Genomic DNA, 15271 nt, shown 5'->3' with positions numbered 1-15271 from the left:
AATAAAGAGTAAGATTAGCTCCGAAGCTAAACTCTAGCTTTTTGTTACTTGTTTGTTTATAACAGAAGTTATAAACGTTTATTGTTGACGTTTTGTTTGTTCAGTTTTCAAAGAGCAATTTGTTTCTATCGCTCAGAAGCGACTTTATTAATATACCATAACTTCTTTTGTTAAGTCAACAACTTTTTTAAGAAGTTTTTTTCTATTAAATCATTGTTGATAAGTTATGTTTATATTTTTTCGTTGCTGTCAGAAGCAACCTTTATATAATATCACCCATTAATCTATCGGTCAATACTTTTTATATTTTTTATTCCATTAATTCTTCTTATTCAGTTTAAATAAAACTATCTTCATTCCAGAATTGCTCGAAGGAGAAAATCTTCTTAAAGCCTCCCGTTAAGATTTTTCCATTCAACAAATAAATTATCTATACAAAACTCCGAAAGAATCCAACCAGAAATAATATAAACATTCCATCTGATTTCTCTACCTAAATCAAATTGTAGTACAACTACCCTACGCCCTAATCGCGATAGTAAAAAACAGACAACATGAGTTCGATTGTTTAATCATCAAAACTTTTTAATAGTAATTACTTTTCTTTCCCTCAAAAAAACATCCCTAAAAACAGTCTTTTCTATAAAGAAGAAAGTCAATTGCTCTCCACTAGCTGTCACAACACTACCACTTGAAAAACAGAGGATTTATCAGCTCTCAAAACAAAACTTCTTTTAAATTCAGCTATCAGTGTTCACTCCAGCCATCCGCTTTGTCCACAGGGAACTCATGCCTTCCACCCCAAATAATGTAACGAAAAAATCAGCAATTAACTTTAACAAAGTTTATATAAAAAAAGAAACCCAACCACTTGCAGCCGAGTTTCTTTTTTTATATAGAGAAATTAATTTTCAATAGAAATAATATCTTCTTCCTTAATATCTACATTCCCTTGCTTATTAAGCTTTACAGACTGCCCTTCAGAAAGATTAGTAAATACAACTGGAGTAATAGTAGATGTAGCATTTTCTTTAATAAAGTCTAAATCCACTTTTAAAATCGGCTGACCTTTTGTTACTGTATCATTTTCAGATACTAATGTTTCGAATCCTTCTCCTTTTAGTTTGACAGTATCAATACCAAAATGAATAAGAATTTCGCGGCTATTATCAGCCAAGATGCCAAAAGCATGTTTTGTAGGGAATAAGTTTACAATTTTTCCGTCAACAGGTGATACAACTGTACCTTCAGAAGGAATAATCGCAAAGCCATCTCCCATCATTTTCCCAGCAAATACTGCATCAGGAACTTCTGTAATTGGAACTAATTGTCCTTTTATAGGTGATATAAAAGAATCATTTCCTTCCGCATTCCCTTGAAGCGCTCCTGGATTAACTTCTTCAATTTGCTGTGACACTTCTTTTTCCATAGATGGCTTTGCAGTAGGACGTGGTCTTTTTCCACTCATAATATCTTTCATTTGTCCCTTAATCGTTTCAGAACGAGGACCAAAAATAGCTTGAATATTATTACCTACTTCAAGTACTCCTGCCGCTCCTAATTTTTTCAGACGATCTTTGTCTACTTCTTTAATATCATTAACCGTTACACGAAGACGAGTAATACATGCGTCTAAGTGTCCAATATTTTCTTGTCCACCCATCGCTTCTAATACTTCATATGGGAGATCGCTAGTAGTTGTTGTTCCTGCAGATTCTTCTTCCTCTTCATCCTCACGACCTGGAGTTTTTAAATTGAATTTGCGGATTGCAAAACGGAAACCAAAGTAGTAAATAACCGCAAATACTAATCCTACTGGAATTATAATCCATGCATTTGTTTGAGGATTGATTAGACCGAATAAAATATAGTCGATTAATCCTCCAGAGAATGTCATACCAACTTTTACATTTAGTAATTGCATAGTCATAAATGATAGACCTGCAAATATCGCGTGAATACCAAATAATACTGGAGCTACGAATAAGAAAGAGAACTCTAATGGCTCTGTAATACCTGTTAAGAAAGATGTTAGCGCAGCAGATGCCATCAAACCACCTACAATCGCTTTTCTTTCAGGACGTGCTTCATGATAAATTGCAAGAGCAGCAGCTGGCAAACCAAACATCATGAATGGGAATTTACCAACCATAAACGTTCCTGCAGTTAAATTTTGGACCCCGTCTTTAATTTGTGCCATAAAAATTGCTTGATCACCTTTTACAATTTCTCCAGCTTGAGTAGTATAGCTACCGAATTCAAACCAGAAAGGAGAATAGAAAATATGATGTAGACCAAAAGGAATTAATGAACGTTCAATAACACCAAAAATAAAAGCAGAAAGTGTTAAGTTAGCGCCTAACATATTCTCAGAGAAAGTATTTAGCCCATGTTGAATCGGTGGCCAAATCACTATCATCAATAAACCTAAAATTAATGAAAATACAGCAGTTGCAATTGGAACAAATCTTTTTCCAGCAAAGAAACCTAGATAAGAAGGTAACTCGATTTCAAAAAACTTATTATATGCATATGCTGCAACAATACCGACAATAATACCTCCAAATACACCTGTTGCTAGAGTCGGGATACCTAAAACACTTGCATATTCTTTACTACCTTCTAAAGCAGCAGCATCAATTCCAAGCGCTGTCCCCATTGTCACATTCATGATAAGGTAACCAATGATTGCTGCTAATCCAGCTACACCTTCGCCGCCAGCCAATCCAACCGCTACACCGACAGCAAATAATAGTGCTAAATTACTAAAAATGATATTTCCTGCGTTTTCCATAACAGAAGCAACCATAACTACTCCACTATTGTTAAAAAACGGTGCAAGTTCTAAAAGCGCCGGATTTTGCAATGCATTACCAAACGCTAGCAAAATACCTGCTGCTGGCAAGATAGCCACTGGCAACATCAATGCTTTTCCGACTTTTTGCAAGACACCAAAAATCTTTTTAAACATTCAGTTTTCCTCCTAAAAATTATTTAGCTCATAAAAGCGTTGTCAAGAAATCCCAAACAAACAAAAAACAGGCATGAGTGAAGATAACTGAAAGAAGTTATAGGGATATATTGCCCTAAAACTCTTAAATCAATCATCTTTTTCACTCATGCCTGATCGAATCAGTAACACGTTTATTAAGATAATAGCTATTTAACTTTTTTCTGAAGCCGTTGTAAGTGCATCGTTAAATACACCGCTTCAGCATCGTACACTTGCTTTTTTAAAGTTTGTTGCATTACTTTAATGAGCTTCCATGAGAGATTATAGCATATAGGATATTCATCTTTCAATAGGGAAGTTATTTTTTCTGGTTCTTCCACTCTTTCCCCTGTATGAACTCGTTCAATTGTAAAACGCAAATGACGCACAAGCCTCATATAATCAATACTATCCTTATCAATTTTCACTTCCAACTGCTCTTCAATCAGATTTACTAACTTCGTAACCAATTGTGAATGTTGATTCACTTCCGAAAGTTCCTTATTCATCATAGCACTATGAATATGAAGAGCTATGAAACCGATTTCACCCACAGGCAAATGAAGTCCCTTTTGTTCTTCTATTAATTGAACCACTTCTTCAGCAATTTGATATTCAAATGGATAAAGTGCTTTTGTTTCTATAAGAAATGGATTGTTTAGTACTAATCCATTTGATAGCCTAGAAGCAGCAAACATTATATGATCCGTAAGCGCAACATGGATATGTTCATTTAAAACAGCATTAGTTTTACTCTTGATTAGTTCAATCGAAGCTATAATAACTTCTAGCAAATCATTATCAACATGTGGCAGAAGTTTCAAATAATTCACTTGTTCTTTTTCGTTTTTTAGAACAAATAATTTTTCTACAATATCTGTATCAATAAAGTCTCCTCTTTTTCGATTAAACCCTATCCCTTTTCCTATTAAAACAACTTCTCCATAGGATGAATGTTCAGCTATAAGCACATTATTATTAAGTGCTTTTTTTATTAATAGATTAGGCATATTCTTTTCCTCGCTCCGACTGACTTTTAGATAGATTTAATGTTATTAAAGTCTGTATGGGAAGTCAACGAAAAAATACTAAAACCATAAACAAAAAAAGGGACGCATTCAGCAGTCCCTTTTTTGTCCCTATTACACTATTGCAAGAAAATAAAATAAAGCGCAAAGATAACAAAGAATACATACATTATTGGATTAATCTCTTTTGCGCGACCTTTAACAATCATCGTAATAGGATAGAATAAGAATCCAGCTGCAATACCTGTAGCAATACTATATGTTAAAGGCATTACAATGATGGTTAAAAATGCTGGTACAGCAACTTCAAATTTTGTCCAATCAATTTTTCCTAAAGAAGAAACCATCAAAACCCCTACAACTACTAAGGCTGGTGTTGTAACAGCAGATGTAACTACTGACAACAGCGGAAAAAAGAATAGTGATAAAAGGAAGAAACCGGCTGTCACCACTGAAGCAAATCCAGTTCTTGCTCCCGCTGCTACCCCTGCAGATGATTCAATAAAGGAAGTAGTAGTAGACGTTCCAAAAATAGAGCCCACCATAGAAGCAACAGAGTCAGCTAACAGCGCTTTTCCCGCTCTTGGCAATTTATTGTCTTTCATTAGTCCAGCTTGGTTTGTTACTGCTACAAGCGTACCTGCATTATCAAAGAAATCTACAAACAAGAAAGTCAAAATAACAACTAGCATACTTTGTGTATAAAAACTGCTATCTCCAAATGCTGAAAATAATTCTCCAAATGTTGGAGCAAGGCTTGGCACAGAATCTACTACTTTAGACGGTGTATCAATAACACCAAAAATCATCCCTACAACTGCCGTGATAATCATTCCATAAAACACGCCGCCATGAATGCCTCTTACCATTAATATAACAGTCACAAAGATACCAAAAACAGCCAACAATGTACTAGGGTTTGTTAAATCCCCAATATGCACCAATGTTGCTGGATTATCCACAATAATTCCGGAATTTTGCAATCCGATAAATGTAATAAACAATCCTATTCCAGCACCAACTGCAAGCTTTAACTCCACAGGAATAGCATTAATTAATTTTTCACGAAGTCCCGTAATGGTCAATAAAAAGAAAAATACACTAGAAATAAAAACGGCTGCTAATCCATGCTGCCAAGGCTGCCCCTGCGTTAGCACAACTGTATAGGCAAAAAATGCATTTAATCCTAAACCTGGAGCCAAAGCAATAGGGTAATTAGCAAACAGCCCCATAATTAAAGAACCGACTGCAGCTGCTAGGGCAGTTGCTACGAATACAGCTCCATAGTCCATGCGCAATGCTGAATCAAGATCTTTTATATCTCCAAGCGTTAACGTAAATGGATTAACTGCTAGAATATATGCCATTGCTAAAAAGGTAGTGAATCCACCTAAAAACTCTTTACGATAATTTGTGCCTAGTTCTTCAAATTTGAAAAACTTCTTCATTCTATTTGCCCCTCTCTTCTGCTGTAAAAAATGAAAAAACACTCCAAAAATTATACGGAGCGTTGACTAAGGGTTGTGTGAGATAGCCAGGGAAATTAGAATAAAAGAAATGATAAGATCAAATACTTCCCTCTATAAACACTTACCTCGTAGTCAAGCTATTTACGGTAGCTCGGTAGAAACTCTTGGACCATATTTCCCAATATTATACGAGTATAAATCTCTTTGCTGCTAATCCAGTGTATCAGCTTGGGAAATTTACGTCAATATAAATTACGAACATTTTTTATTTTTTACTCTTTAATGTTCGTTTATATATTTTCCCCATAGATGAATAGTTCCATGCATATTATTTGCTATTTGTGATGAACTTAAAACAAAAAACTCAAAGGGGCTGTCCTGTAAGCCGATCATTCCCAGCTACTGGATGCCCCTTTTCTTGTCCAAGAATGTTAATATATCAACATTCTTAATTTTAAATTTCAGTGGATTTGCCCTTTTGAGGCAACTCCTTTAAGTTTTAATTACTCCCACTCAATAGTTGCTGGCGGCTTACTAGTAATGTCATACACTACTCTATTGATATGTCGGACTTCATTTACAATTCTTGTAGAAATTACTTCAAGGACATCCCAAGGCATTCTTGCCCAGTCAGAAGTCATTCCGTCAATAGAAGTGACAGCACGGATACCTATTGTGTAATCATACGTACGAGCATCACCCATAACTCCTACACTGCGAATATCAGGAAGCACAGTGAAATACTGCCAAATATCACGTTCTAATCCTGCTTTTTTCACTTCTTCACGTAAGATTGCATCCGATTCACGAACAATCTCCAATTTTTCTTCCGTAATAGCGCCTAGGACACGAATCCCTAAACCAGGACCTGGGAATGGTTGTCTCCATACGATATCATCCTCAATTCCTAATTCTGTTCCTAAAGCTCTTACTTCATCTTTAAATAATGTATTTAATGGCTCAATTAATTGGAACTGCATATCTTCTGGAAGTCCCCCAACATTATGATGGGATTTAATTGTTTGAGCAGTTGCAGTACCACTTTCAATAATATCTGTATACAGTGTACCTTGCGCCAAGAAGTCAATTCCTTCCAATTTAGTTGCTTCATCATCAAAAACATAAATAAATTCATTACCGATAATTTTACGTTTTCGCTCCGGATCGCTTACACCTTCTAGTTTAGCCATGAAACGTTCTTTTGCATCGACTTTAATTACGTTCATATTAAAGCCTTCTGTAAAAGTTTTCATAACACCTTCTGCTTCATCTTTACGCAATAACCCATGATCTACGAAGATACAAGTAAGTTGGTCACCAATTGCTTTATGAATCAATACTGCTACAACAGAAGAATCTACTCCACCGCTAAGTGCGCAAAGAACTTTTTTATCTCCAACAGTTTGACGGATTTTTTCCATTTCAATTTCAATGAAGTTTTCCATGGACCAGTCGCCTTTACAGCCACAAATGCCAAATACAAAGTTTTTCAACATATCATTACCATAAACAGAATGACGAACTTCTGGATGGAATTGAACAGCATATAACCCTGCTTCTTCATTGCTCATTGCAGCAATCGGACAAGAAACATTTGTTGCATCCACTCTAAATCCAGCAGGTGCTTCTACTACTAAATCACCATGACTCATCCAAACCGTTTGCTCTTTTGGCAGTTCAGCAAAAAGCTTATTATCATGTTCAATTGTTAAAACCGCTTTACCATATTCACTGTGTTTTGCTTTTTCTACTTTTCCGCCTAAATGTTTTGTCATAAGCTGCATGCCATAACAAATACCAAAAATCGGCAAATCTAGATCGAATATCTTTTCATCACAGCCAAAAGCATTTTCACCATACACACTGTTTGGTCCACCGGAGAAAATAATTCCAGATGGTTTCAATGCTTTAATTTCTTCTGCTGTAATAGTGTGCGGATGCAATTCACTATACACACCAAACTCTCTTATACGTCTTGTAATCAATTGATTATATTGACTACCAAAATCAAGAACAACAATCATTTCTTGACCTTCAATACTAGCTTTCCCCATTCCATTCACCTCAAAGATTAGTCTATTTAAACCTATCCTATTTACTATCCTTTTCTTAACTATAAAAAATCATGCTAAAAAGATAATTTATTCTAGCCAAGCAAAAACAAAAAAGACTAGAATACCCCCTTCTAATAAATGAAGGCAGAATTCTAGTCCCTAATGCCAATATATAGTAAACCTTCCTCAAGTAAGTTTCTATATAGCAAAAGACTTTAACCTGCCTTCATAGTCAGATCATTTATGGTGATCTGGTAGAAACTCTCGAACCATATTATCGAGGATATATGAAGGTTTTATACAGATGAGAACATTGTAACAACATGTCGAATTACTGGTCAAGCAGTTGTTTTTTTAATTAAATTTTCCCACAATTCTCTCAATTCATTCCAATCGCCGCTATAAACAGCTCCTTTATATAAAAACTCTTCATAGTTAGCTGTTAAAATCACCATCTCTTCTGTATCAAGAAGATGGTCTATTTGTTTCGCATATTCTCTTAATGTAATATTTTTTTGTTTCTTCATACCGGAAACTTCCAATATTTTAAGCAATACTAAATAGGCTTCTGGAAAGTCCTTATTGGTTTTTGTGTGATTAAATTCCCAAATATAATAATGAGGCAGCCATTTATAGCGGTATCTGTAAAGCAACAAGCTTATTACAAGAATCAACGCTCCACCTAGCACCATCCATTTCCAATTATCCTCAACAAACCTTTTAACCTTTGCTCCCAAAACAGAAGATTCCTCTTTTTCCGTAAAAGCATTTTGTTGTTCTTCCTTTTGAGAGGCCTGTGGCGTTTCCTGCTTTTTTTCTGTCTCTTCTGTCTGCTGATTAGATTCTTCTTGGTTGACCTCATTTTGGACATCATTTATATACGTATTTTCATTCGCAAATCCTTGAGTAGGTTCAAATGATACCCAGCCAACATTGGGGAAATATGCTTCTACCCAAGAATGGGCGTTATTATTTGTTACTTCATATACATCGCCATCTGTGCTTTTTTTAATTGCTTCTCCTTCTGTGAAACCTTTTACCCATCTTGCAGGAATGCCAATTGACCGCAGTAATGTCACCATAGAGGTAGAATAGTTATCACAGTACCCGCTTTTTGTTTCAAATAAAAACTGGTCGACATAATCATCTTCTTCACTTGGCACTGCTACATTTTCCTTACTATATACAAACCCATTTTGGGAAAAATATTTTTCAATTGCACGTGCTTTACTAAACGAATTATCTTCGTTCGCAGTAATCTCTGCTGCTAAATCTATCACCCGCTTGGGCAAAGTATCTGGAAGCTGCAAGTACCTTTGAGCCATCTCTTGATTCTCTTGAACAAATGTGCTGAAATTGTCAGTCGTCAAAGCCTCTAGGCTATATTCAGGCTTATTAAATCTTACACTGTAACTCTTCACAGGAAACGTAGGCGTAATCCGTTCGATCCCCTTCTCTAGTTCAAGTGTCGATTCTACATCTATTATAGATTCTACACCTAAAGGATATAAAAGATAAGAGAAAGGCTCCTCAAACTCCACACTGCTTTTATATTCAGCAAACTTTACTTTCCCACCTTCTTCAAAAGAAACAAACGGTATTTCCGCCCCTTCCTCTATCGTTTCTTTGCCCAGTTCATTTGCTTCGATAGATTGCTCCGACTGGATCCACCCTTTTCCAGTATAGGTATCTTTTGTTTCTACCTTCCAATAATGAGGAGCTGATGTCTGCGCTTGAAACACAACAGTATCATCCCCTTTAAAAGGTCCTCCTAACTGAGAATCATCTACACTATACCCTACCCGCTGACCACCTTTTGTTTGATCATCTCCACCAGCATTCTCATTTAATGATTGGATAAAAGGAACTGGATCTGGCCACCTTGGTTCTGCTTTTGGAGCCAAATAGCCCAAAATTGCGCTTATTGCTATAAAAACTAATAATGGCAGCATCCACTTAAAAAGGTATCGCTCTCTCAAAACTCCTCCTTCTCGCTCCTTTAAACGTAAAAACGTCAACATCCCCATTATAATAAACCCAATAATAACGGTTCTTACTATCGATTCATTTGCACTATAAGGAGTAAAGGTATCTAATACCGTTATATAAATCATTGTTAATAACAAAAAAGTAAATATTTTTCTTTTTTTTATTAACCAGTAGTCAATTAAATAGCACATTAGCCATAATAAAATAAAAAACAATAAACTTTTGAATAAATTAGACATCTCCGGCCAATTCGTATCAAACATTATTGCAAAATTTGCTGCTATTTCTTCTAAAAACATACTTATCCAATGAAAGGTAAGAAAAGAAGATTCATCATATAAATGCTGCAACATAAAGAGAATATAAACGCTTTTTATTCCCCCACTTAAAATGGGTGGAACTTGTAAAAAAGCAAGTATAAGTGCAAGCAATAGAAAAGAAATGAAAACAGCAATATGGCCAGTATTCGTTAGTTTTTCAATTGGCCTTAACCATTCCCAAACAAGAAAAAAACCTAATGCATAAAGAATAAAATTGAAAATAGTCTTCTTCGATTCCAGCTTTTGATTCATCGTGTTTCCACCTCCAAAAACGCATCCTGAAACCTGCCTTTTTCGATAAGAATTACACGGACCCTACTTCTAAATGCCTCGCTTTTTAAAAGCATCTCTTCATTTGATAACCCTTTATTGCTGTCTTTGACCAAAAATATATTCAGATTATATTTTTGGCCAGCCAACAAACTCACTGCCTTTATTAGTTCCTTTGAAAGATCAGCAGTAACTAGCATTATCGTTGTGTTTTGCTGAAAAGTAAAAAATTCACTTTCCAGTAATTGTACAAGGGAAACCGGGCTATTATTTTTTAGTTTCGCTAGATGATGGAAAAGCAGGCGCTGCTGCACTTCTCCTCCTCTTATCGAAAAAACTGTTTTTTCTTTCTCCATAGATAAAAAGCCAACTTGTGCTCCTTTTTTTAATATCGATCTAATTAATGTAGCTGTAAAAGAAACCATAGTTTCAAAAGCAGCATGTTCCTTACAATCCAACACAACAAAAATATCATCTGTTTGTCTTTGCTCAAATTCCTTAATCATTATATCATTTCGTTTAGCACTTGCTTTCCAATTAATCCATGAAAAACGGTCACCAGGGCGATATTCTCTTATCCCCACCGCCATAGTAGTATCTCTTTGTATTATATTCTTTGATGCTGCCATTCCCTGTTCATACTGATTGGTAAAAGGTTTATAGATAACTTCCTCATATTCAGGAAAAACAATAATTTTTTCTAAATTCCGAATTTCCCATTCCTTTTCCATAAACCCAAAGGGATCACCTATTTTAATAGTAGTATGGTAAAATCCATGCTCTCCTCTAGGCAGTTCATCAAGTAGATACGTAAAGTGAATCGTTCTTTTAAACCCTGGGAAAAAGAGTTTTTTACTCATTGATTTATTTGTTAATAGAGAACTTATACCATCCTCAACAAGCAAATAAAAAAGCGGTATAAAAGTTTTTCTTTTCAGTTCTATTTCTACCGTTAATACTTCTTTCGCATTATATTCATGTTTTGCAAGCTTTCTTGTGACCTCCCAATCTCTAAGCGGATAAAGGACTAATAGTAAACCATACACGGCAAAAGGAAGAAAACTGTAAAATAAAAACCAGCTGACAAAACCTCCTTGAAACATTGCATAAGCAAAAGCAGCTCCAATTAGCATAAATAACAAAATTAACTTCCATAAAGGAGTTAACATTTTTTTCAAATGACTCATTTACTTACAAGCCTCTGTACAGGAACAGCAATTTGCGATACAACATCATCTATAATATCTTCTGCTGAAACCCCTTCAAATTTTGCTTCTGACTTTACAATAATTCGATGTGCAACCACCGCTTTTATTAAATATTGAATATCATCTGGAATCACATAATCTCGACCTTTAATAAAGGCATAACTTTGTGCTGCCCTCATTAAAGCAATGGATCCTCTCGGACTTGCGCCTAAATAGACATGATGATGGCTGCGTGTTCCCATCGATAATTCCACAATATATCGTTTAATTATGTCATCAATATAAACTTGCTTTACTTCATTTTGAAGCAATACCAGATCTTCTATTGAAACGACAGAATGCAAATTTTCAATCGGCGCCTGCATCTGTACTCTTGTCAGCAATTCCATTTCTTCTTCCATCGTTGGATAGCCCATATTCATTTTTAATAAAAAGCGGTCTAGCTGCGCTTCTGGCAAAGGATACGTTCCTTCATATTCAATTGGATTTTGTGTAGCCATAACAAAGAAGGGTTTATTTAAAGAGTGGGTTATCCCGTCGATAGTGATGCTGCTTTCTTCCATAGCTTCTAATAATGCAGATTGCGTCTTCGGAGAGGTTCTATTAATTTCATCTGCTAATATAATATTTCCTAAGATAGGACCTGGAACAAATTGAAATTCCATTTCTTTCTGATTGTAGATAGATACTCCCGTTACATCTGAAGGAAGCAAATCAGGGGTAAATTGGATTCTTCTAAAACTTGCTCCAATTGACTTTGCCAAAGACCGGACCATCATGGTTTTTCCAACGCCTGGAACATCCTCCAATAAAACATGCCCCTGTGCCAATAATGCTACAATGCTTAATTCTACAACCTCTCTTTTGCCAATCATGACCTTTTCTATATTTTTAATTATTCTGTTAATTTTAATATTAGATTCAGAATTAGGCATATTTTTCTCCTTTTTATTATTCTAGAAAAATTAATAGTGTAACTTATTTCTAGAATAAATAAATATTTTTCGGCCTTCATAAAACTTGCCCAACTCCATGAAGACCGAAACTGATTCCTTTTTATCTCTTATGACAAAAATTCATTTGGATTTAACCCAAGCTCCTGACATATTTCGATAACTGTTTGTTTTTCCCGTTGATCAAAATGACCATCTGCATATCCAACCGCTATACAGTATCTTGCAACTAATCTTGCAACTTCCGGCTTTGAACGAACTTTGCCAAGTGCTCTGAAACACTCTGCTCTGCCGATAATCTGATCGTACTCTAGTCTCCTTACAAACTGATTAAATTGTTGCTGCACTTTATTTGTATCAAAAACGCGCAGTTCTTCACTTTGATGAATAAATTCCATCATTTTTCTTTCTTCAGAAGGATCTAATTTTCCATCGGCCATTCCCACTAATGCACAAGCGGCAACCACCGCATCCAGCACATCTGGGCTTTTAAATCGCATAAATAATTCTTTTGCTTTTTGTTTTTGCTGTCTGCCCCATTCTGCATAATCAGTATTGGAAGGAGACCAGACATTCCCACAATTATTACAAGTAAACTTTAATTGGTTTTTGCCAATAAATCCGCCCAATAAACCTACTGGACCTAAAATCAACCCGCCAATTGCCGCTTTTCCTAGGCCAAATCCCTTCTCCCCTGTACGTATATTCGTTCCATGGCATCGAGGGCAAACAACATCATCTCCTCCGTATGTTTGGGAAGCTGCAACAGGCTGATTATAAGAAGAATCTGGATATCCACTATTTGGCGTGTGGTATGGTGGAGATTGCTGAGCTTGTCCATAGTTAGGCGGACTTGATTGATTTTGATAGTTTGTTTGGCCCAATTGATTTTGGTTATTATATGGTGTTGCTTGAGCAGATGAAAAGGATTGTGGTTGGGAAACAGACTGATTAATCGTCTGTTGAACTGGTTCATCATCAACTGTTACGCCAAAATTCTGGCATAATGCTGCCAATCCCCCTTGAAAACCGCTGCCGATCGCATTAAATTTCCATTCCCCATTATGGCGATATAATTCTGCCGCTACAATAGCGGTTTCTACCGTATAATCCCTTCCAAGATTAAAACGAATTAGCTCTACATTATCTCTCTCATTAAATATGCGGACATAGCCATTAGAGATCTGCCCGAAATTTTGCCCTTTCTCATATGCATTATGTATCGTAATTGTAAAGGCAATACGCTGAATACTTTGAGGCACTCTTGATAAATCTATTCTTATTTGCTCATCATCAAAATTTCCTGCACCTGTTCTGTTATCTCCGCTATAGATGATAGAACCGTTCGCACCACTAGGGTTATTATAGAAAATAAAATCCAGGTCATTATGCACCTTACCATTCTGTCCTAACAGAAACGCAGATGCGTCTAAGTCATAGTTGCTGCCATTTTGCGCAATATCCCAGCCTAATCCGACTACCACATTTGTTAAACCTGGATGAACCTTCGTTAAATCCACCTTTTGCCCTTTGCTTAGCATAACACCCATTTTATTCCCTCCATTTACTTCTTACTAAAATGCAAACTTCTTTTTGTATACAGTTATATTTATTTTACATGAATTAGCACTTTTTAGGAATTTTCAGACCCTTCTAAAAAGAATCTTCTCCTATTTACGAGAAACGATGAAAAAAGTTCCAAAAATAATACCTTACCTTTTATTTTCCTGCAAAAGTTAAAAAAATGTAACACAATAGTTTTCTATTTGTTATACTTTGATCATTTTGACGCAGAGTGTTAAAAAAAATGACTTATTGTTACTAACTTGCCAGCAACGTTACCATTATTTAACGATAGAGACTTTCCTTTTTATTGTAAAATAAATCTATACATAAAGGAGTTGGCAAAGCATGATCTTTGGAGAATTAATATGTAAACTGAGAGGTTACCATAAATTTAATTATTATTATAGTGGTCAATGCATCACATGCGGTGAAATGCGCAAAGAGCATCAGGAAATAAGCGATGAAAAAATAAAAGAAGAAGTAGTAGAAAAACAACAAGAACCAATGAGAATGGATTAAGCTTAAAAAGCTTAATCCATTTTTATTATATATATTCCATCCCAAAAGGCTTTCCCCATTTAAATTGTACTTTTGTGAATAACATTTTAAATGGAGAAAGCCTTTTCTATTAACCTGTATTAATGAATATTATTAAAAAGAAGATTTTCTTTCTTGTCTGACAAATCAACTAAATCTATTCTTTTATCTATCCCGCCATATGATAATGAGTAATTTTGCTACTGTAAAGAGAATATAAAATAGCTGGTTAAAAAACATTGGGATCATTATAATGAATTGATTTTTACATAAGTCCGCATATTAAGGAAAGTATAATAGTATTACAAGAAGTATATTTTTTGGAGTACATACTTAATTTGAGTATAAGAAGATGACCCCATATATTAAAATTACTTACGGAGGAATTATTATGAAAAACTGGAAAATGTACATACTTCTTATTGGTCCATGGTTCACCTTTTTTCTTTTTGGAACAAAATCATTCAGAAGATTTTTACCTACCGCTACTTTTAGCTCATTGCTAATATGCTTAATAAGCGAGTTTTCCAAAAGCCATAAATGGTGGAAAGTACATAAACCAATTATTCCAAGTCTTGCTTCAGATATAACATTTGTATTTGGTCTCTTTTTCACATTAAATTTATGGATATTTAAATTAACCTACCAAAAAATATGGCTTTATATTATTACTAATGTATTTGCTGACTATTTATTCGCTTACCCACTAACCACTCTTGCGGAAAAATTTAATATATATAAAATGGTAAACCTGAAAAGGAAACATCTATTTTATTTAAGTTTATTTGTAGCTTTGCTAAATTATTTATATCATCGTTTTATTATTGAACCAAAGTACCTTTTAAGGAAGCAATGAATGCCCGCTCGAACCTTCTATTGGCTTCT

10 protein-coding genes and 2 riboswitches are annotated in these 15271 nt (G+C 35.1%); of the genes, 2 read left to right on the top strand and 8 right to left on the bottom strand.

The features are described 5' to 3' along the window. Positions 1-904: 904 nt before the first annotated feature. The 8 genes from ptsG to CWS01_RS15690 form a co-directional block, all read right to left on the bottom strand. Positions 905-2971 carry a glucose-specific PTS transporter subunit IIBC gene (ptsG, locus tag CWS01_RS15725; RefSeq protein ID WP_101178144.1) on the bottom strand — a complete coding sequence of 689 codons (2067 nt, stop codon included), beginning with the start codon at positions 2969-2971 and terminating at the stop codon, positions 905-907. A gap of 188 nt (positions 2972-3159) precedes the next feature. Further along, positions 3160-4002 (bottom strand): glucose PTS transporter transcription antiterminator GlcT, encoded by an 843-nt coding sequence (gene glcT / locus CWS01_RS15720; protein WP_101178143.1) that lies wholly within the window; start codon positions 4000-4002, stop codon positions 3160-3162. Between the two features lie 137 nt (positions 4003-4139). Further along, positions 4140-5468, bottom strand: coding sequence for an NCS2 family permease (locus CWS01_RS15715; RefSeq protein WP_101178142.1), 1329 nt, complete (start codon positions 5466-5468; stop codon positions 4140-4142). Between the two features lie 130 nt (positions 5469-5598). Then, positions 5599-5701, bottom strand: a riboswitch (purine riboswitch). A gap of 291 nt (positions 5702-5992) precedes the next feature. Continuing rightward, on the bottom strand, positions 5993-7543 hold the full coding sequence (gene guaA, locus CWS01_RS15710) for a glutamine-hydrolyzing GMP synthase (protein ID WP_101178141.1): 1551 nt from the start codon (positions 7541-7543) through the stop codon (positions 5993-5995). 209 nt (positions 7544-7752) lie between these two features. Further along, positions 7753-7854, bottom strand: a riboswitch (purine riboswitch). 27 nt (positions 7855-7881) lie between these two features. Continuing rightward, the gene (locus tag CWS01_RS15705; protein ID WP_101178140.1) at positions 7882-10104 is read right to left on the bottom strand and encodes a transglutaminaseTgpA domain-containing protein; all 2223 of its coding nucleotides are present in this window, start codon (positions 10102-10104) and stop codon (positions 7882-7884) included. Beyond that, complete coding sequence (locus tag CWS01_RS15700) at positions 10101-11309, bottom strand: DUF58 domain-containing protein (RefSeq protein ID WP_101178139.1); 1209 nt, start codon at positions 11307-11309, stop codon at positions 10101-10103. Before CWS01_RS15700 ends, CWS01_RS15705 begins: the two co-directional genes overlap by 4 nt. Then, on the bottom strand, positions 11306-12265 hold the full coding sequence (locus CWS01_RS15695; protein WP_101178138.1) for an AAA family ATPase: 960 nt from the start codon (positions 12263-12265) through the stop codon (positions 11306-11308). Before CWS01_RS15695 ends, CWS01_RS15700 begins: the two co-directional genes overlap by 4 nt. 128 nt (positions 12266-12393) lie before the next feature. Beyond that, entirely contained in the window at positions 12394-13833 is a 1440-nt protein-coding gene (locus CWS01_RS15690; protein WP_101178137.1) for a TerD family protein, read from the bottom strand. Positions 13834-14194: 361 nt separating this feature from the next. On the opposite strand from CWS01_RS15690, the gene CWS01_RS22465 reads away from it, so the two are divergent. Next, a complete protein-coding gene (locus tag CWS01_RS22465; RefSeq protein WP_157827677.1) occupies positions 14195-14368 on the top strand; it encodes a hypothetical protein in 174 nt (57 codons plus the stop codon). 409 nt (positions 14369-14777) lie between these two features. After that, a complete protein-coding gene (locus CWS01_RS15685) occupies positions 14778-15242 on the top strand; it encodes a hypothetical protein (protein WP_101178136.1) in 465 nt (154 codons plus the stop codon). Positions 15243-15271 lie beyond the last annotated feature (29 nt).

Source organism: Niallia nealsonii (assembly GCF_002835805.1).
GTDB classification, from domain to species: Bacteria; Bacillota; Bacilli; order Bacillales; family Cytobacillaceae; genus Niallia; species Niallia nealsonii.
Note: the sequence above shows the minus strand (reverse complement) of the source record. Positions and strands in the feature narration are given on the sequence as shown.